The organism is Streptomyces sp. SID9727 (assembly GCF_010550605.1).
In the GTDB taxonomy this organism is placed as follows: domain Bacteria; phylum Actinomycetota; class Actinomycetes; order Streptomycetales; family Streptomycetaceae; genus Streptomyces.
Window position 1 is genome coordinate 16,827 of the sequence record NZ_JAAGNI010000311.1, and the last position, 17,997, is coordinate 34,823.

Annotated in this window: 16 protein-coding genes; 7 read left to right on the forward strand and 9 right to left on the reverse strand. The window is 73.2% G+C overall.

The annotated features are described in order from the left end of the window. Positions 1 to 126 precede the first annotated feature (126 nt). Complete coding sequence (locus G3I41_RS20855) at positions 127 to 423, forward strand: helix-turn-helix domain-containing protein (protein ID WP_164401911.1); 297 nt, start codon at positions 127 to 129, stop codon at positions 421 to 423. Between the two features lie 3 nt (positions 424 to 426). Here the strand turns inward: G3I41_RS20855 and G3I41_RS20860 are convergent, their stop codons facing one another. The 4 genes from G3I41_RS20860 to G3I41_RS20875 all read right to left on the reverse strand — a co-directional run bounded on the left by G3I41_RS20860 (position 427) and on the right by G3I41_RS20875 (position 4,056). After that, entirely contained in the window at positions 427 to 624 is a 198-nt protein-coding gene (locus G3I41_RS20860; protein ID WP_164401912.1) for a hypothetical protein, read from the reverse strand. A gap of 270 nt (positions 625 to 894) precedes the next feature. Beyond that, positions 895 to 1,722, reverse strand: a complete 828-nt coding sequence (locus tag G3I41_RS20865) for a sugar phosphate isomerase/epimerase family protein (RefSeq protein WP_164401913.1) — start codon at positions 1,720 to 1,722, stop codon at positions 895 to 897. Then, positions 1,719 to 2,864 (reverse strand): dihydrodipicolinate synthase family protein, encoded by a 1,146-nt coding sequence (locus G3I41_RS20870; protein WP_164401914.1) that lies wholly within the window; start codon positions 2,862 to 2,864, stop codon positions 1,719 to 1,721. Before G3I41_RS20870 ends, G3I41_RS20865 begins: the two co-directional genes overlap by 4 nt. A 40-nt stretch (positions 2,865 to 2,904) precedes the next feature. Then, positions 2,905 to 4,056: a Gfo/Idh/MocA family oxidoreductase gene (locus tag G3I41_RS20875; RefSeq protein ID WP_164401915.1), complete on the reverse strand. Its 1,152-nt coding sequence runs from the start codon at positions 4,054 to 4,056 to the stop codon at positions 2,905 to 2,907. A 118-nt stretch (positions 4,057 to 4,174) separates the two neighbouring features. Between G3I41_RS20875 and G3I41_RS20880 the strand changes: the two genes are divergently transcribed. After that, positions 4,175 to 5,239, forward strand: a complete 1,065-nt coding sequence (locus G3I41_RS20880; protein WP_164401916.1) for a LacI family DNA-binding transcriptional regulator — start codon at positions 4,175 to 4,177, stop codon at positions 5,237 to 5,239. A gap of 108 nt (positions 5,240 to 5,347) precedes the next feature. Further along, the gene (locus G3I41_RS20885) at positions 5,348 to 6,136 is read left to right on the forward strand and encodes a sugar phosphate isomerase/epimerase family protein (protein WP_164401917.1); all 789 of its coding nucleotides are present in this window, start codon (positions 5,348 to 5,350) and stop codon (positions 6,134 to 6,136) included. Between the two features lie 6 nt (positions 6,137 to 6,142). Here G3I41_RS20885 and G3I41_RS20890 read toward each other — a convergent pair whose 3' ends face one another. Next, a complete protein-coding gene (locus G3I41_RS20890) occupies positions 6,143 to 7,030 on the reverse strand; it encodes an EamA family transporter (protein ID WP_164401918.1) in 888 nt (295 codons plus the stop codon). Positions 7,031 to 7,132: 102 nt separating this feature from the next. On the opposite strand from G3I41_RS20890, the gene G3I41_RS20895 reads away from it, so the two are divergent. Both G3I41_RS20895 and G3I41_RS20900 read left to right on the forward strand, forming a co-directional pair. Further along, the gene (locus G3I41_RS20895) at positions 7,133 to 8,041 is read left to right on the forward strand and encodes a LysR family transcriptional regulator (RefSeq protein WP_164401919.1); all 909 of its coding nucleotides are present in this window, start codon (positions 7,133 to 7,135) and stop codon (positions 8,039 to 8,041) included. A 164-nt stretch (positions 8,042 to 8,205) separates the two neighbouring features. Continuing rightward, positions 8,206 to 10,056 (forward strand): glycoside hydrolase family 3 protein, encoded by a 1,851-nt coding sequence (locus G3I41_RS20900; protein WP_164401920.1) that lies wholly within the window; start codon positions 8,206 to 8,208, stop codon positions 10,054 to 10,056. Positions 10,057 to 10,109: 53 nt separating this feature from the next. Here the strand turns inward: G3I41_RS20900 and G3I41_RS20905 are convergent, their stop codons facing one another. Together G3I41_RS20905 and G3I41_RS20910 are read right to left on the reverse strand one after the other, a co-directional pair. Then, the gene (locus G3I41_RS20905) at positions 10,110 to 11,585 is read right to left on the reverse strand and encodes a S28 family serine protease (RefSeq protein WP_164401921.1); all 1,476 of its coding nucleotides are present in this window, start codon (positions 11,583 to 11,585) and stop codon (positions 10,110 to 10,112) included. 132 nt (positions 11,586 to 11,717) lie between these two features. Beyond that, positions 11,718 to 12,134: a hypothetical protein gene (locus G3I41_RS20910; RefSeq protein ID WP_164401922.1), complete on the reverse strand. Its 417-nt coding sequence runs from the start codon at positions 12,132 to 12,134 to the stop codon at positions 11,718 to 11,720. Between the two features lie 185 nt (positions 12,135 to 12,319). Between G3I41_RS20910 and G3I41_RS20915 the strand changes: the two genes are divergently transcribed. Continuing rightward, the gene (locus tag G3I41_RS20915) at positions 12,320 to 12,811 is read left to right on the forward strand and encodes a hypothetical protein (RefSeq protein ID WP_164401923.1); all 492 of its coding nucleotides are present in this window, start codon (positions 12,320 to 12,322) and stop codon (positions 12,809 to 12,811) included. Positions 12,812 to 12,819: 8 nt separating this feature from the next. Here G3I41_RS20915 and G3I41_RS20920 read toward each other — a convergent pair whose 3' ends face one another. Together G3I41_RS20920 and G3I41_RS20925 are read right to left on the reverse strand one after the other, a co-directional pair. Next, positions 12,820 to 16,608: an ABC transporter ATP-binding protein gene (locus G3I41_RS20920; RefSeq protein WP_164401924.1), complete on the reverse strand. Its 3,789-nt coding sequence runs from the start codon at positions 16,606 to 16,608 to the stop codon at positions 12,820 to 12,822. 175 nt (positions 16,609 to 16,783) lie between these two features. Beyond that, positions 16,784 to 17,317: a hypothetical protein gene (locus G3I41_RS20925; RefSeq protein WP_164401925.1), complete on the reverse strand. Its 534-nt coding sequence runs from the start codon at positions 17,315 to 17,317 to the stop codon at positions 16,784 to 16,786. Positions 17,318 to 17,573: 256 nt separating this feature from the next. Between G3I41_RS20925 and G3I41_RS20930 the strand changes: the two genes are divergently transcribed. Next, on the forward strand, positions 17,574 to 17,945 hold the full coding sequence (locus tag G3I41_RS20930) for a hypothetical protein (protein WP_164401926.1): 372 nt from the start codon (positions 17,574 to 17,576) through the stop codon (positions 17,943 to 17,945). Positions 17,946 to 17,997 lie beyond the last annotated feature (52 nt).

Consider the following 17,997-nt stretch of genomic DNA (forward strand, 5'->3'; position numbering starts at 1 on the left):
GTTTCGAAATCAGAAACGCCGAGTGGATGCTAGTGTTTCGAATAACGAAACGCAAGGACTAGGAGAGGCATGCCGACACCGCGCCCAGGAACACCGGTCCGTGGATCGACGACCGGCCGTCCCCTCATGGCCGCGATGGACCTGTTCGGCCGTCGGTGGGCGCTGCGGATTCTCTGGGAACTGCGTGCGGGTCCGCTCGGCGCCCGCGCACTGCTGGCACAGTGCGAAGGGCTGTCGTCCAGCGTCCTCTACCAGCGACTCCGCGAACTCGCATCGAGCGGGATCGTCGCCTCCTCAGCCGATGGCTACGAGCTGACTCGGCTGGGGACAGCACTCCGTGATGCCCTCCGTCCGCTCGACGAATGGGCGATCACCTGGGCGCAGGAGCAAGAACACAACGATCAGGAGCCCACGGAGACGTGAAGGTCACGTGGTGGTGGGCGATCCCGCCGGGCTTGCCGTACCTGACGCTGGTCTCGGCGAGCAGACGAAGGTCGTGATGACGTAGCGGCCGAAGGGATCATCCAGCTTCGGCTCGTTGCCGGACGCCGGGCCGAAGCGCTGCCACCGGTCCACCCAGTACGCGGTCCTCGCCACGATCCCCATGAGGGAACGCTCCGGCATCCGGGCCTTGATCTCCTGCTCCAGGCGCCTCGCCGAAGGCCGCTGCCCTTCCGAGCGGTGCGGCTTCAGCGACGGGATGCCGGTCTCGGGATCGATGATCAGGCCCTCGTCGTCCGGGTACCCGGCGTCCGCGGCCGCGGCCGCGGTGAGCTTGCGCGTTCCTTGTCCACGATCCTCCCACCGGACGCCATGGTGGGGACGAGGCCGAACCCTCGGTGCCCGCCCCCCGGGACCCGCACCGCACAGGCGGGCCCCGGGGGCGGTCCGCACTCAGCAGGCGTGCTCGGCGTACCGGGCCGCCACCTCCGCCAGGACCTCCGCGCCGTCCCTCGCCCACAGCGCCTCGTTGAAGATCTCCACCTCGACCGGGCCGTCGAAGCCGGTCGCCTCCACCGCCTCCCGGAAGAAGCGGAAGTCCACACTGCCGTCGCCGAGTTGGCCCCGGCCCAGCAGGACGCCCGCCGGGAGCGGGGTGATCCAGTCCGCGAGCTGGAAGGAGTGGATGCGGCCGGACGCGCCGGCCCGCGCGATCTGGGCGGGGGCCTGGTCGTCCCACCAGAGGTGGTACGTGTCCACGACCACGCCCACCCGGTCGGACGGGAAGCGCTCGGCGAGGTCCAGGGCCTGGGAGAGCGTCGAGACCACGCAGCGGTCCGAGGCGAACATGGGGTGCAGGGGCTCGATGGCCAGGCGCACCCCGCGGTCGGCGGCGTAGGGGGCCAGCTCGGCCAGGGCGTCCGCGATGCGTTCGCGGGCGCCGTACAGGTCCTTGCCGCCCTCCGGGAGGCCGCCCGAGACGAGGACCAGGGTGTCCGTGCCCACGCCCGCCGCCTCGTCGAGCGCGGCGCGGTTGTCGTCCAGGGCGCGGGCGCGCTCCGCCGGGTCCGTGGCGGTGAGGAAGCCGCCCCGGCACAGGCTGGTGACGGTCAGGCCGTGGTCGGCGAGGAGGCGGGCCGTCGCCTCGACGCCGTACGACTGCACCGGGGCCCGCCAGAGGCCCACCTTGTCGATGCCCGCCTTCGCGCAGCCCTCGGCCAGCTCGGGGAGCGACCACTGCTTGATGGTCTCCTGGTTGATGGAGAGGCGTCCGTCGCTCATCGGGTGCCTCCGCTGACCGTGAGGAGCGCGCGCATCCGGGACTCCGCGAGGTCCGGGTCCGGGAACAGGCCGAGTCCGTCGGCGAGTTCGTACGCCTTCGCCAGGTGCGGGAGCGAGCGGGCCGACTGGAGGCCGCCCACCATCGTGAAGTGGTCCTGGTGGCCGGCCAGCCAGGCCAGGAAGACGACGCCCGTCTTGTAGAAGCGGGTCGGCGCCTGGAAGAGGTGCCGGGACAACTCGACCGTCGGGTCCAGCAGTTCGCGGAAGCCCTTCGTATCGCCCGTGTCCAGCACCCGTACCGCGTGCGCGGCCAGCGGGCCGAGCGGGTCGAAGATGCCGAGCAGCGCGTGGCTGAAGCCCCGGTCGTCGCCCGCGATCAGCTCCGGGTAGTTGAAGTCGTCCCCGGTGTAGCAGCGGACCCCGCTCGGCAGCCGCCGGCGCACGTCGATCTCGCGGTCCGCGTCGAGCAGCGACATCTTGATGCCGTCGACCTTGTCCGGGTGCTCCGCGATGACCTGGAGGAACGTGTCGGTGGCCAGGTCCAGGTCGGTGGAGCCCCAGTAGCCTTCGAGCGCCGGGTCGAACATCGGGCCCAGCCAGTGCAGGACGACCGGTTCCGTCGCCTGGCGCAGCAGATGGGCGTACGTCTCCAGGTAGTCCTGGGGGCCCTTCGCGGCGGCGGCGAGCGCGCGGGATGCCATCAGGATGGCCTGGGCGCCGCTCTCCTCGACCACGGCGAGCTGTTGCTCGTACGCGGCACGCACCTCGGCGAGCGTCGCCGGGCCGGGCGGCAGCTGGTCCGTGCCGACGCCGCAGGCGATGCGCCCGCCGACGGACCTGGCCTCGGCGGCCGAGCGGCGGATCAGTTCCTCGGCGCCCGCCCAGTCCAGGCCCATGCCGCGCTGCGCGGTGTCCATGGCCTCGGCCACGCCCAGGCCGTGCGACCAGAGGTGGCGGCGGAAGGCGAGGGTGGCGTCCCAGTCGACGGCGGCCGGGGAGTCCGGGGTGGTGTCGGCGTACGGGTCGGCCACGACGTGCGCGGCGGAGAAGACCGTACGGGAGGCGAGCGGCGTACCCGTCGGGGCGAGGTCGAGCGGGGTGGCCCGGGGTTCGTACGGGCCCTGCGGGAGATGGATGGTCACGGTGACGGCTCCGTTGATCCGTGGGAGGGGAGGCGGCGGGTCACAGGGACAGCTCCGGGACGTCCAGGCGGCGGCCCTCCGCGTGGGACTTCAGGCCCAGCTCCGCGAGCTGCACGCCGCGCGCACCCGCCATCAGGTCCCAGCTGTAGGGCTCGTCCAGGACGATGTGGCGCAGGAACAGCTCCCACTGGGCCTTGAAGCCGTTGTCGAAGACCGCGTTGTCCGGGACCTCCTGCCACTGGTCGCGGAAGGACTCGGTGACCGGCAGATCCGGGTTCCAGACCGGCTTCGGGGTGGCCGAGCGGTGCTGGACGCGGCAGTTGCGCAGGCCCGCGACGGCGGAGCCGTGGGTGCCGTCCACCTGGAACTCGACCAGCTCGTCGCGGTTGACCCGGACCGTCCAGGAGGAGTTGATCTGGGCGACCGCGCCGCTCTCCAGCTGGAAGATGCCGTAGGCGGCGTCGTCGGCGGTCGCGGCGTAGGGCTTGCCGTGCTCGTCGCGCCGCTCCGGGATGTGGGTCTGGACGTGCGCCTGGACCGTGGTGACCCGGCCGAACAGCTCGTGGAGCACGTACTCCCAGTGCGGGAACATGTCCACGACGATGCCGCCGCCGTCCTCCGCGCGGTAGTTCCAGGACGGGCGCTGCGCCTCCTGCCAGTCGCCCTCGAAGACCCAGTAGCCGAACTCGCCGCGCACGGAGAGGATCTCGCCGAAGAAGCCGCCGTCGATGAGGCGCTTCAGCTTCAGCAGGCCCGGCAGGAAGATCTTGTCCTGGACGACGCCGTGCTTGATGCCGGCCTCCTGGGCCAGCCGGGCCAGGTCGAGGGCGCCCTCGACGTCCGTGGCGGTCGGCTTCTCGGTGTAGACGTGCTTGCCGGCGGCGACGGCCTTCTTGATCGCCTCCACCCGGGCCTGGGTGACCTGGGCGTCGAAGTAGATGTCGACGGTGTCGTCCGCGAGGACCGCGTCCAGGTCGGTCGACCACTCGGTCAGACCGTGGCGGGCGGCCAGTTCCTCCAGGGCGTGGGCGCGGCGGCCGACGAGGATCGGCTCGGGCCACAGCACGTCGCCGTCGCCGAGGTCGAGGCCGCCCTGCTCGCGGATCGCGAGGATCGAGCGCACCAGGTGCTGCCGGTATCCCATGCGTCCCGTCACGCCGTTCATGGCGATGCGCACTGTCCTGCGTGTCACGAAAGTTCCCTCCGTACGGCCGTAGCAAGCGCTTTCTATGCAGGATGACGCTAGCCTGCCGACAGCGGCCCGGACAAGAGGGGGCCCGTCAATCGGTCACCGGCCACGGAGGAAAGCGATGACAGTCACCCTGGCGGACGTGGCGGCCCGCGCCCGGGTGTCCCCGGCCACCGTCTCCCGTGTGCTGAACGGCAATTACCCGGTGGCGGCGTCCACCCGGGAACGGGTGCTGCGTGCGGTGGACGACCTGGATTACGTGCTGAACGGGCAGGCCAGCGCCCTGGCGGCGGCCACCTCGGACCTGGTCGGCGTCCTCGTCAACGACATCGCCGACCCGTTCTTCGGGATCATGGCGGGCGCCGCGCAGACCGAGATCGGCGGGCCCGGCGACGGGTCCGGCCGGGCGGGCGGCGAGAAACTGGCGGTCGTCTGCAACACCGGCGGCTCCCCCGCCCGCGAGCTGACCTACCTCACCCTGCTCCAGCGCCAGCGCGCCGCCGCCGTCGTCCTCACCGGGGGCGCGGTGGAGGACCCGGAGCACCAGACGGCGATGGCCGCGAAGCTCGCCAAGCTCGCGGAGGCGGGGACCCGGGTCGTGCTCTGCGGGCGGCCGCCGCTGCCGGACGGGGCGTCCGTGGTGGCGGCGCTGGCCTTCGACAACCAGGGCGGCGCCCGGCGCCTCACCGGCCACCTGCTCTCCCTGGGGCACCGCCGGATCGGCTATGTCGCGGGCCCGCTGGAACGGACCACCACCCGCCACCGCCTGGCCGGTCACCGGGAGGCGATGCGTGCGGCGGGGGCGGCCGGGGACGAGGACCGGCTGACCGTGCACGGCTCGTACGACCGGGCCTCCGGCTACGACGCCACGGTCGAACTCCTGCGCCGCGAACCGGGGATCACGGCGGTCGTCGCCGCGAACGACACCGTGGCGCTCGGCGCGGCGGCGGCGGTCCGCGACCGGGGGCTGCGCATCCCCGAGGACATCTCGGTCGCCGGCTTCGACGACCTGCCGTTCTCCGTGGACGTGGTCCCGGCCCTGACGACCGTGCGGCTCCCGCTGTTCGAGGCCGGGGCGCGGGCGGGGCGGCTGGCCATGGGCAAGGAGGACCCGCCGCCGGGCGGCATCGCGCTGATCCCGGCCGAGCTGATGGTGCGCGGCTCGACGGCGGCGCCCCGGGGGTGAGCGGCATGCGGCGGGGTACCCGTCAGGGCGCCCGCCTCTCGTAGGGTGCGGCGGCGGGGGCGCCCCTCGCACACGCACGGCGGCACGGAACGACGGAAGGATCACGCAGTGAAGCTCGCTTTCTCCACCCTCGGGGTGCCGGGGCTGCCCATGCCCGAGGTCGTCCGGCTGGCCGCCGGCCACGGCTACCAGGGGGTCGAGCTGCGCGCCCACCCCGAGGAGCCGGTGCACCTGGGCCTCGGTCAGGCCGAGCGGGCGGCCGCGCGCGCGGAGTTCGAGCGCGGCGGGGTCGAGATCCTCGGCGTGGCGGGGTACGCGCAGGTGGCCGCCGAGGGGTACGACCAGCCGGTCCTGGACGAGCTGGCCGCGCTGACCGAGCTGGCCCGGGACCTGGGCGCGTCGTTCGTCCGGGTGTTCCCGGGCGGCGGCGACCAGGATCCGGAGGAGGCCGACGCGGCGGCCGCGCGCAGGCTCGGGGCGGCCGCTCCGTACGCCGCCGACCTGGGCGTACGCATCCTGCTGGAGACCCACGACTCGCACCGGGCGGGGGCCGATGTGGCCCGGGTGGCCGGGACGGTGGGGCACAAGAGCATCGGTGCGCTGTGGGACGTCATGCACACCTGGCTGGCGGGCGAGGAGCCGGTGGCCAGTCACGCGGTGCTGGCCCCGCACCTCGGCTACGTGCAGGTGAAGGACATCGCGTCGGCGGACGACACCACGCCGCTCGTCCTCGGGGACGGGGTGCTGCCGCTGCGGGCGTGCCTGGACACGCTGGACCCGGACGGCTGGGTCTGCTGGGAGTACGAGAAGCGCTGGTACCCGGGGGCGGCGGAGCTGCCGGAGCTGCTCGGCGCGGGGCGCGAGCACCTGCTGCGGCTGGGCGCGCCGAAGCAGTGAGCGGTCTCAGGCGGGTACCGGTTCCGGGGCGGGCGCCCGGCGCGTCCCGGCCAGTGAGGTGAGCGCCACCCCGCCGACCAGGAGCGCCGCCGCGCACCACCGCAGCGGGCTCACCGACTCGCCGAGCACCAGCGCGGCCGAGGACATCCCGAAGACGGGCACGAGCAGGGTGAACGGGGCGACCGAGGACGCCGGGTAGCGGCTGAGCAGGAAGCCCCACGCACCGAAGCCGAGGACCGTGGCGATCCAGGCGACGTAGACGATGGCCCCGGCCCCGCTCCAGTCGAGCCCGGCCAGGGCCTCGCGGTCGCGGTCCCAGCCCTCGAAGAGCAGGGAGAGCCCGAGGAGCGGCAGGACGGGCACGGTCGAGACCCACACCATGAAGTTGAGCGGGTCGGGCGGTGCGGCCTTGCGGGTCAGCACGTTGGACACGCCCCAGCAGGCCGCCGCCGCGATGACCAGGACGAAGGCGAGCACGGGGCCGCTCGCGCCCTCGTCGACCGCCGCGACGCCGATGCCGGCGAGCGCCACGCCCATGCCCAGCAGCTTCACGCGCCCCGGACGTTCGCCCAGTGCCACGGCCGCGAAGAGGGCGGTGAACACCGCCTGGACCTGGAGCACGAGCGAGGAGAGCCCGGCGCCCATCCCCCGGTCCATGCCGATGAAGAGCAGCCCGAACTTGGCGACCCCGAGGGCGAGCCCGACCCCCGCGATCCACTTCCAGGCGACCTTCGGCCTGCCCACGAAGAAGACGGCCGGGAGGGCGGCGGTCAGGAAGCGGAGTGCCGAGAAGAGCAGCGGCGGGACGTGGTCGAGGCCCAGCTCGATGACGACGAAGTTGACACCCCAGACGGCTGCCACCAGGGCGGCCAGGGCGATGTGGAGGGGACGCATGCACCGAGGATCACCCGCCCCGACCATGTAGCACCAGCGCGCGTTCCTTCATGGTGGAATTGAGCACTGCTAATGATTCACGGCCCGTTCCGGAGGCTTCGGATGCTCGATCTCGCCCGGCTGCGCGCGCTGCACGCGGTCTCCGTCCACGGTTCGGTCGCCGGCGCGGCGGCGGCCCTCGGCTACACCCCGTCGGCGATCTCGCAGCAGATCACCAAGCTGGAGCGGGAGACCCGCACGACGTTGCTGGAACGGCGCGGCCGGGGCGTCGCGCTGACCGAGGAGGCCGTCCACCTGGTCTCCGCCGCCCAGCAGTTGCTGGCGATCGTGGAGCGCGCCGAGACCTCGTTGGAGGAGCGCCGGGGGCTGCCGACGGGACGCCTTTCGGTGGGTGCGTTCGCCTCGGCGGCGCGCGGGCTGCTGCCGGGGGTGCTGGCGGATCTGGACCGGGGCCACCCGGGGCTCGACGTGCGGATGACCGAGGTGGACCCGCACCTGTCGGTGGACCTGGTCGCGAAGGGCGTGATCGACCTGGCCGTCGCGCACGACTGGGACATCGCGCCGCTGCCGGCGCCGGAGGGCGTGGAGCAGGCGGTGATCGGGGACGACGCGTGCGACCTGCTGGTCCCGGCGGGGCACCGGCTGGCGGGGCGGGACGGGGTACTGCGCGCGGAGCTGGCCCGGGAGCGGTGGATCTGCCAGCCGCCGGGGACGGTCTGCCACGACTGGCTCGTGCGGACGCTGCGCGCGGCGGGCTACGAGCCGGACATCCGGCACCAGGCGGAGGAGAACCACACCCAGCTCGCCCTGCTCGCCGCCGGTCTCGGGGTCGCGATGATCCCCCGGCTTGGGCGCGGGCCGCTGCCGGAGGGCGTGGTGGCGGTGCGGATGGACCCGGTGCCGGTGCGGCGGCTGTACGCGCTGTGGCGGACGGGGGCGGCCCGGCGGCCCGCGATCACGGCGGCGGTGGCCGCGCTCCAGGCACACGGGGCGCGGGTGGGGCTGCGGTAGGCCGGTCAGCCGGGACGTGCGACGACACCCGACGGCACCCGACGACCGGGAGGGACGCGCTCAAAACGGTCCGCACCCTTGACCGGAAGTTATTTTCTGGATATCCGTGCTCCTTGGAAGTTTCTTTCACCCCCTCGTCACCGAGAACGGCCGAAGGAGCTCACGTGCACCACCGCACCTCCAGACGCACCCTGCTCACCGCCACCGCCGCCACCGCGGTCGCCGCAGCGGCCGGCATGGCGACCGCCCCGGGGGCCCTCGCCTCCCAGGGCTCCGCGCACAGCGGTCACACCTCCGCCGCCACGACCCGGCGGCTGAAGCGGCTCATCTCCCGGATGAGCCTGGAGGAGAAGGTCGGCCAGCTCTTCGTCATGCGGGTCTACGGGCACTCCGCCACCGACCCCGACCAGGCCGACATCGACGCCAACCTCGCCGAGATCGGGGTGCGTACGGCCGCCGAGATGATCGCCAAGTACCACGTCGGCGGGATCATCTACTTCGCCTGGGCCCACAACACCCGCGACCCGCACCAGATCGCCGAGCTCTCCAACGGCATCCAGCGCGCGGGCCTCGCGGGCCCGTCCCGCATCCCGCTGCTGGTCTCCACCGACCAGGAGCACGGCATCGTCTGCCGCGTCGGCGAGCCGGCCACGCTGATGCCGGGCGCGATGGCGCTGGGCGCGGGCGGTTCGCGCTCCGACGCCCGCAGGGCCGGGCAGATCGCGGGCGCCGAGCTGGCGGCGATCGGCATCAACCAGAACTACGCGCCGGACGCCGACGTCAACGTGAACCCGGCCAACCCGGTCATCGGCGTCCGCTCCTTCGGCTCGGATCCGCAGTCCGTGGCCGGGATGGTCGCCGCGCAGGTGAAGGGGTACCAGAGCGCGGGAATCGCCTCCACGGCCAAGCACTTCCCGGGCCACGGCGACACCAGCACCGACAGCCACACGGGCCTGCCGGTCATCGGCCACACCCGGGAGCAGTGGGCGGAGCTGGACGCGCCCCCGTTCCGGGCGGCCATCGCGGCGGGCATCGACTCGATCATGACCGCGCACATCGTGGTGCCCGCGCTCGACCCGGCCGAGGACCCGGCGACCCTCTCCAAGCCGATCCTCACCGGCATCCTGCGCGAGGAACTGGGCTACGACGGGGTCGTGGTCACCGACTCGCTCGGCATGCAGGGCGTGCGCACGAAGTACGGGGACGAGCGGGTGCCGGTGCTCGCGGTCCAGGCGGGCGTGGACCAGCTGCTGAACCCGCCGAGCCTGGACGTCTCGTGGAACGCGCTGCTGGCGGCCGTGAAGAGCGGCGAGGTCAGCGAGGCCCGGCTCGACGAATCGATCCTGCGCATCCTGCGCCTGAAGACGAAACTGGGGCTCTTCGACCAGCCGTTCGTCTCCGGGCGCGGGGTGGACCGTACGGTCGGCACCCGGGCGCATCTGGCCGCCGCCGACCGGATCGCCGAGCACACGACGACCCTGCTGGCGAACGAGGGCCGGCTGCTGCCGCTGTCGCGCCGCTCGCACCGCAACCTGCTGGTGGTGGGCGCCGACCCGGCCTCGCCCTCGGGCACCACGGGCCCGCCGACGACGACGCTGGCCGGGGCGTTCGAGGAGCTGGGCTTCGTGGCGACCGCGCTGTCCACCGGGACCGCGCCCACCAAGGCGGCCATCGACGCGGCGGTGGCGGCCGCGCGGGGCAAGGACGCGGTGGTGGTGGGGACGTACAACGTCTCGGCCACCAGTTCGCAGCGGACGCTGGTCGGCGCGCTGGCCGCGACGGGCGTCCCGGTGGTCACGGTCGCCATCCGCAACCCGTACGACATCGCGCAATTGGCGGGCACGGGGCACCGGGCGCACCTGGCCGCCTACTCCTGGACCGACGTGGAGCTCCGCGCGGCGGCCCGGGTGATCGCGGGCCGGGTCCGGCCGGAGGGGAAGCTCCCGGTGCCGGTGCAGCGGGCGGACGACCCGTCGAAGGTGCTGTACCCGGTGGGGTACGGGCTGACGTACTGACCGGAGCCCCGCCCCGGCGGCCGTGAGACCACGGCCGCCGGGGCGGGGTCACGTCACGGGCGCCGCACGCCGAGGCGGTGGTCGGTCGTCAGCTCCTTGTTGTCGAGCCGCGCGTCGAACTTCGCGAGCGGCTTCGCCTTGGACTCGTCCTGCTGGACGGCGGCCGGGGCGACGCCCGCCCACCGCAGGATCGCGGCGGTGGCCGTGGCGTTCTCCGAGGGCGCGAGGCCCGCGACGTTCGATCCGTGGTTCCCGCCGGGCACGGTGAACACGTAGCTGTCACGGGCGCCCGCCCCGAGCCGGAAGCGCTCGGCGCCCCACGGGTCGTTCTCGCCGTAGACGTACAGCATGTGCGTGGCGTGGTGCTTCACCCACGTGTCGACGTCCCGCATCACCGAGGGCTGGAACTTCATCGGGATGGAGCGCGGCACGAAGGTGCGTGGCGGCTGGTAGCCGTAGCGGCTCAGCTTGCCCAGCCAGGGCTGCTTGATGTCGGGCGAGCCGAGCTGGGTGCCCGCCTGGTAGTAGTACGGGGTGTAGTTGGCCAGGCCCTGGTCGGCGTAGGCGGAGAAGCCGGAGATCGAGTCGACCGAGTCCCAGATCTCCTGGTCGGTCGCCTTCTTCGCGTCGGCCGGGAGGCTGTCGCAGTCGGCCAGCAGGCTGTACTGCCAGAACGCCCACACGTAGTCCATGACGACGGCCTCGTACGCCCGGTCCAGGGAGCCGACGGTGTCGAAGGTGTAGCCGTTGTCGGCCGCGTACCGCGCGTACTTCTCCTCCAGCGGCGCGCGGCGGACCAGGGCCTCGCGCTGGACGCCGCCGAGCTTGTCGCGGCACTCCTCGGTGCCGACCTTCGCGAAGAACCGGTCGTACGCCGAGTCCTCCTTGTTCACCACGTCGTTGGGGGCGACGTAGGCGACGACGCCGTCCATGTCCTTCGGGTAGAAGCGCTCGTAGTACGTGGCGGTCATGCCGCCCTTGGAGCCGCCGGTGGTCAGCCAGTTCTCGGAGTAGATCCGCTTGAGCGCGGTGAAGACGCGGTGCTGGTCACTGGCCGCCTGCCAGATGTCGAGCTTGGACCAGTCGGCGGGCGAGGGGCGTGACGGGGTGAAGAACCGGTATTCCAGCGAGACCTGGTTGCCGTCGATGATCCGGGTGGGCTCGGAGCGGCTGGGGTTGGTCGAGACGTTGTAGCCGCCGGTGTAGAAGACCGTCGGACGGGAGGTGTCCTTGTGCAGCAGGGTGATCCGCTGCTGGAACGTCCCCTTGGACGGGTGGCGGTGGTCGACCGGCTGGGTGTAGTTCAGGACGAAGTAGCGGTAGCCGGCGTAGGGCTTCTCCTCGATGAGACTCATGCCTGGGATGGCCAGGATGCGGTCCTTGATGTCCGTGCTCGTTCCGCTGTCGCTCACGGCGGTGCGGAGCGAGGCCGGTCCGGCGGCGGTGGCCGCCCCGGCCGAGGCACCCGTCGCACTCACCGTGCCGATGAGCACCGCGAGCGACAGGATTCCTCTGAGCGCCTTGCGCATGCGTGTCCTCCCCTGAGCCGTCTCCGGAGTCCCGTGAGCACGCCTCTTGGTCCACAGCTGACGCGGTGAACCTAGCGGGGGAACACACGTCCCACCAGACCCCCTTGCGGGGGTCCGGGAGGTGTCACCCGGTCAGCACAGGATCCAGCTCGTGCGGGCGCCCTTGCCGGCGACGGTGCCGGAGACCCGCACGCACCGGTTCAGGGCGTGCACGGTCACCGGGCCCGCCCGCTGGGTGTAACGGCCGCTGTCCGTGACGGGGAGGCCGCCGCGCGGCTGGATGGTCACGGTCATGGGGCGGCGCTTGCCGGGTCTGGCGGCGACGGCGGTGACGCACGCGTAGGCGCGCGACTTGTAGACGCGCAGCTCACCCGTCGCGAACTTCACCGTCTTCTTCGGGCGGCCCGCGCACACCGAGGCGGCGTCCGCGCTCCCCGCGACCGCCCCGCCGAGTACCAGTGCGAAGACGGTGGCCAGGGCGAGGACCACGGCATGGCGGCCGAGCCCGCGCCGCACGCCCCGGGCATGTCCTTCGGTCCCTCTGGTCACAGCAGCCCCATCACTTCATCGAACATGCGCGCCTCTACCCGACACCTGGGCGCATATGCCTGTACCTGCGTACGACGCGGGAGGCCATCCGGAGGTTGCATCCGGCGGGCCCGGCACCTGCGCGGACCGGAGCGGCCCACCATGGAGCCGGACAGGACAGACCACCACGAAAGGCAGGAACCGTCATGACCCGATCCCGCTCCGCCCGGCGCACCGCCGGCCGTACGCTGCTCGCCTCGGCGCTCCTCGCCGCCGCCGTCGCCGTGCCCGCCGCCGCCACGGCCGCCCCGCGTGAGGCGTCCGCCGGGGCGACGGTCCGGGACGAGACGGAGACCCGGGAATCGCGGCTGGTGGACGACTTCTACAGCGCGTACGTCGACGCGGTGGCCGCCGAGGACGGCGGGGACCTCGCCACCGCGCTGCGCGGCTTCTACCTCACCCCCGGGCTGCGTGCCCGCCTCGCCGACTGGGAGGCGGCGAACCACGCGGACGGCGTGCTCCTCGCCCAGGACGTCCCGGTGGACCACCGGGTCACCGCCGGCCACAGCGGCGCCGGACACACCTGGTCCACGGTCCGGCTCACCTGGGGATCGCCCGAGGACCCCGCGTACACCTACTTGACCGTGCGGTCCGACCTGGCGACCGGGAAGATCTCGGGGATCCGCGACGGGGAATAGGCCCTGGATCACACCCCCGCCGGCTCGTCCTCCCCTATGAACGTGCGCCACAGCACCGCGTAGTGCCCCTCGCGGGCGAGGAGTTCGTCGTGGGTGCCGTCCTCCACGACCCGGCCGTGGTCCATCACCACGACCCGGTCCGCGCGGGCGGCGGTGGTCAGGCGGTGGGCGACGACGAGCGTGGTGCGGCGGCCCGCGAGCCGGTCGGTCGCCTGGTTGACCTGCGCCTCGCTGGCCAGGTCGAGCGAGGCGGTCGCCTCGTCCAGGAGCAGGATGTCCGGGTCGACCAGTTCGGCGCGGGCGAGCGCGATCAGCTGGCGCTGTCCGGCAGAGAGGTTGCGGCCCCGCTCGGCGACCTCGTGGAGGTAACCGCCGTCCAGCGTGGCGATCATGTCGTGCGCGCCGACCGCCCTGGCGGCCGCCTCCACCTCCGCGTCCGTGGCGTCCGGCCGCCCGTAGGCGATGGCGTCGCGCACGGTCCCGGCGAAGAGGTACGCCTCCTGCGGTACGACCCCGAGCCTGCGCCGGTACGCGGTGAGCCCGAGGTCGCGCAGGTCGGCGCCGTCCACCGTGATCCGGCCCTCCGTCGGGTCGTAGTACCGGGCGACCAGCTTGACCAGGGTCGACTTCCCGGCCCCGGTCTCCCCGACGAACGCGACGGTCTGCCCGGCCGGGATGCGCAGGTCGACGCCCCGGAGGGCCGTCTCCTCGTCCCCGTAGGCGAACGACACGTCTTCGAAGGCGATCTCGCCGCGCAGTTCCCGGACGTGCCGCGGATCGTCGCGGTCGGTGGTGGAGGCGGGCTCGCGCAGGAGTTCCTGGATGCGGCCGAGGGAGACGGCGGCCTGCTGGTAGCCGTCGAAGACCTGGGAGAGCTGCTGGACGGGCGCGAAGAACAGGTCGATGTAGAGCAGGTAGGCGACCAGCGCGCCCGCGGTGAGCGTGGAGTCGTCCACCCGGTGTGCGCCGACGATCAGCACCGCCGCGGCGGCCACCGACGACAGCAGCTGGACGAACGGGAAGTAGACGGAGATCAGCCACTGGCCGCGCACCCGCGCCTCGCGGTACTCGTCGCTGCGGGCGGCGAACGCGTCGGCCCCGTCCCGCTCGCGCCGGAACGCCTGCACGATGCGGAGGCCGGCGACGGACTCCTGGAGGTCGGCGTTGACGACGCTGATCCGCTCCCGGGCCAGCTCGTACGCCTTGACGCTCTTGCGGCGGAAGAAGACGGTGCCGACGACGAGGACGGGCAGGGTCGCGAAGACGACCAGGGCCAGCTCCACGTCGAGGACCAGCAGCGCGACCATGATGCCGAGGAAGGTGACGACGGAGACGAAGGCGGTGACCAGGCCGGTCTGGAGGAACGTGGACAGCGCGTCCACGTCCGTCGTCATCCGGGTCATGATGCGGCCGGTCAGCTCGCGCTCGTAGTAGTCGAGCCCCAGGCGCTGGAGCTGGGCGAAGATCTTCAGCCGCAGCGCGTACAGCACCCGCTCACCGGTGCGTCCGGTCATCCGGGTCTCGCCGACCTGGGCCGCCCACTGCACGAGGACGACGACGAGGGCGAAGGCGGAGGCCGTCCAGACCGCGCCCAGCGCGAGCTGGGTGACCCCGTCGTCGATGCCGTTCCGGATCAGCACCGGGAGCAGCAGCCCGGCCCCGGCGTCCACGGCGACCAGGCCGAGGCTGACCAGCAGCGGCAGCCCGAAGCCGCGCAGCAGCCTGCGCAGGCCGTAGGAGTCCTCGGGGTGCACGGCACGGGCCTCGTCCACGTCCGGGGTGTCGTTCGCCGGGGGCAGGGCGTCCACCTGGGCGAGCAGCTCGGGCGTGGCGGGCGTGCCCGCCGTGTCGGTGCCCCGGTCCTCCTCCCCGCGCACCCACAGCGCGGGCGTGATGCCGCGTTCGGCGTCGAATGCGGCGTCGATCTCCTCCTGGAGCGCGCGCTCCCCCTGCGGGTCCTCGGGGGCGGCCGCCGGACGGTGACCGGGCGACGGGGCGCCCAGCTCGTCCGGGTCGGTGAGCAGGCGCCGGTAGAGGGCGCAGCGGCGCTCCAGCTCCTCGTGGGTGCCGAGGTCGGCGAGGCGGCCGTCGTCGAGGACGGCGATGCGGTCCGCGAGGTTCAGGGTGGAGCGGCGGTGGGCGATGAGCAGCGTCGTACGGCCGGCCATCACGTGGCGCAGGGCCTCGTGGATCTCGTGCTCGACGCGGGCGTCCACGGCGGAGGTGGCGTCGTCCAGGAGCAGGAGGCGGGGGTCGGTGAGGATGGCGCGGGCGAGGGCGATGCGCTGGCGCTGGCCGCCGGAGAGGGTGAGCCCGTGCTCGCCGACCTTGGTGTCGTAGCCGTTCGGCAACTCGGCGATGAAGCGGTGGGCCTGGGCGGAGCGGGCGGCCTGTTCGATCTGCTCGTCGGTGGCGCCGGGCAGGCCGTACGCGATGTTGGCGCGGACGGTGTCGGAGAACAGGAAGCTGTCCTCGGGGACGAGCCCGATCGCGGCGCGCAGCGAGTCCAGGGTCAGTTCTCGCACGTCGTGGCCGCCGACGAGGACCGCGCCGTGCGTCACGTCGTAGAAGCGCGGCAGGAGCAGCGAGACGGTGGACTTGCCGCTGCCGGAGGCGCCGACGACGGCGACGGTCTCGCCGGGTTCGATGGTCAGCGAGAAGCCGTCGAGGACGGGGCGGCGCGTTTCGGCTCCGCCTCCGAGGTCCTGATCACCGGAGGAGGCGGAGCGCGGCGAAGCGTAGCCGAACCGGACGTCCTCGAACTCGACGCTCGCCGGGGCGTCGGCGGGCAGCTCCTTGGTGCCGTCTTCGATGGAGGGCTCGGTGTCGATGAGCTCCAGGACGCGTTCGACGCCTGCGCGGGCCTGCTGGCCGACGGTGAGGACCATGGCGAGCATCCGGACCGGGCCGACGAGCTGCGCGAGGTACGTCGAGAACGCGACGAACGTGCCGAGGGTGATCTCGCCCCGGGTGGCCAGCCAGCCGCCGAGGGCCAGCATCGCGACCTGGCCCAGGGCGGGCACGGCCTGGAGGGCGGGGGTGTAGCGGGAGTTCAGCCGGATGGTGCGCAGCCGGCCCGCGAACAGCCTGCGGCCGACCTCCCGCAGCTTGCCGGTCTCCTGCTCCTCCTGCCCGAAGCCCTTGACGACGCGGACGCCGGAGACGGCTCCGTCCACGACGCCGGCGACGGCGGCCGCCTGCGACTGGGCGTACCAGGTGGCGGGGAAGAGCCGGGCGCGGGAGCGGCGGGCGATATACCAGAGGGCGGGGGCGACGGCGACGGCGACGAGCGTCAGCAGCGGCGACAGCCAGGCCATGATGACCAGGGAGATCAGGAACAGGAGCACGTTCCCGATGGTCATCGGGAGCATGAAGAGCAGGCTCTGGATGAGCTGGAGGTCGCTGGTCGCGCGTCCGACGACCTGCCCGGTGGAGAGCTCGTCCTGGCGCCTGCCGTCGAGCCGGGTGATCGTCCCGTACATGCCGGTCCGCAGGTCGTGCTGGACGTCGAGGGCGAGCCGGCCGCCGTAGTAGCGGCGGATGTAGGTGGAGGCGTAGACGAGGACGGCCGCCACGATCAGCAGTCCGGTCCAGACGGCGAGGGAGCGGGTGTGGCCGACGACCACGTCGTCGATGATCACCTTGGTGATCAGGGGGACGAGGGCCATCACGGCCATGCCCGCGAGCGAGGAGCCGAGCGCCAGCAGGACGTTGCGCCGGTAGCGCCAGGCGTACCCGCTCAGTCTCCGCGCCCAGCCGCCCCGCTGCCCGCTTTCCGTCTCCCGTGCGTCCGCCACCCGGTGCCTCCCGTCCGACCTGATCCGACGGAAGGCACCAACGCGGTGTGCTGCGGATTTCATCCCTCCGCAACAAATACGGGGGCTGGGACCCAGGCCACCCCCGCGGCCGGCCAGGGAGCGGGTCGTCACCGCCTCGGTCGCGCGGGTCGGCGCCGAAGGCGGCCCCGGCCGGTCAGGGGCGTGTGCGGCGCCGGTAATAGTGCGCGGTGACGACTCCCAGCAGCGGCCCCCACGCGACGATCGGCACGTAGCAGAGGGTCATCACCCACTGCCCCCACGGTGTGATCTCCATGTCGGCGTGCAGCGTCGTCCAGACGAAGAGCACGCCGTAGACCGTGCAGGCCAGGGCGCCCACCGCCGCCGGCACGGTCGCGGCCATGACGGGAACGCGCCGCCCGCCCAGGTGCGGGATCCACCGCGGCCACACCTCGCCCCAGGGCCGCACGAGCCCGAGCGTCAGAAAGGCCAGGGCCTCCTGGAACACTGAGAGCAACGGCACGACGAGGTACCCCCAGCCGGGAACGAGCATCGCGTCGTACTCGGAATCGGCGAGGCCCAGGGGGACACCGGCCACCACGGCGAACCGCCACAGCGCCGACGGCATCGAGGCCCACAACACCGCGGACGCCGCACGCCGCGCCCACAACGGGGCAGGGGCCGGGGACACCGGGAGTGCGGGGACGGACGGCAACGCGCTGCTGGTCATACGAGGGCTCCTCGGAGGCGTGGCGGGTGACACCTCCGAAGCTGTCACCCGCCGCGCCCGCCCACATCCGTCCGCGCGGCGGTCTGGAGGCGCCGTCCGGCGCAGGGCCCGGAATGCGGGATCGGACCCTGGGTGCAGCGGCCCTCCCCCGGCAGGATGACGTCACCCCGCCGGTCCCTCCGGCGGTGGTGGGCTCCCGGCCCGGTCCCCGGCGTGGTCCGGGGCCCGCCCACGGGGTCCGCCTCGGCGTCAGCCGGTGGGACCGGTCTTCCCGCCCCGCGCCGCTTCCGTCCTCTTGGCCTGGCCGGGCGGCTGCCGGGGGGACTCGCTCGCCGTGGCGCTCGGGGGCGCCGGTGCCGACGTGGTCGCTTCGCCCGGTGTGGTGGGCGCGGTGGGGGATGCCTTCGAGGGGGTGGGCGCCGCCGTGCTCCGGGAGGGCGCCGCCGTGGGTGTCGTGCCGTCCGGGCCGGTGCCGGGAATGGATGAGCGGGTCGCGTCGGAGGAGGGGGCGGAGGCCCCGGGTGCGGGCGTGTCCGCGCTACGGGTCCCGGCCGCGGCGTGCGGGCGGCCGGTGGACCGCGGCACCGGTGGTGGGGAGCTCGTCGTGCCGCGCTCGCCTCCGTCGTGACGGGCGTGAGCGCTTCCGGTGGGAGCGGCGGAGGCGCGGGGCGCATGCGGGC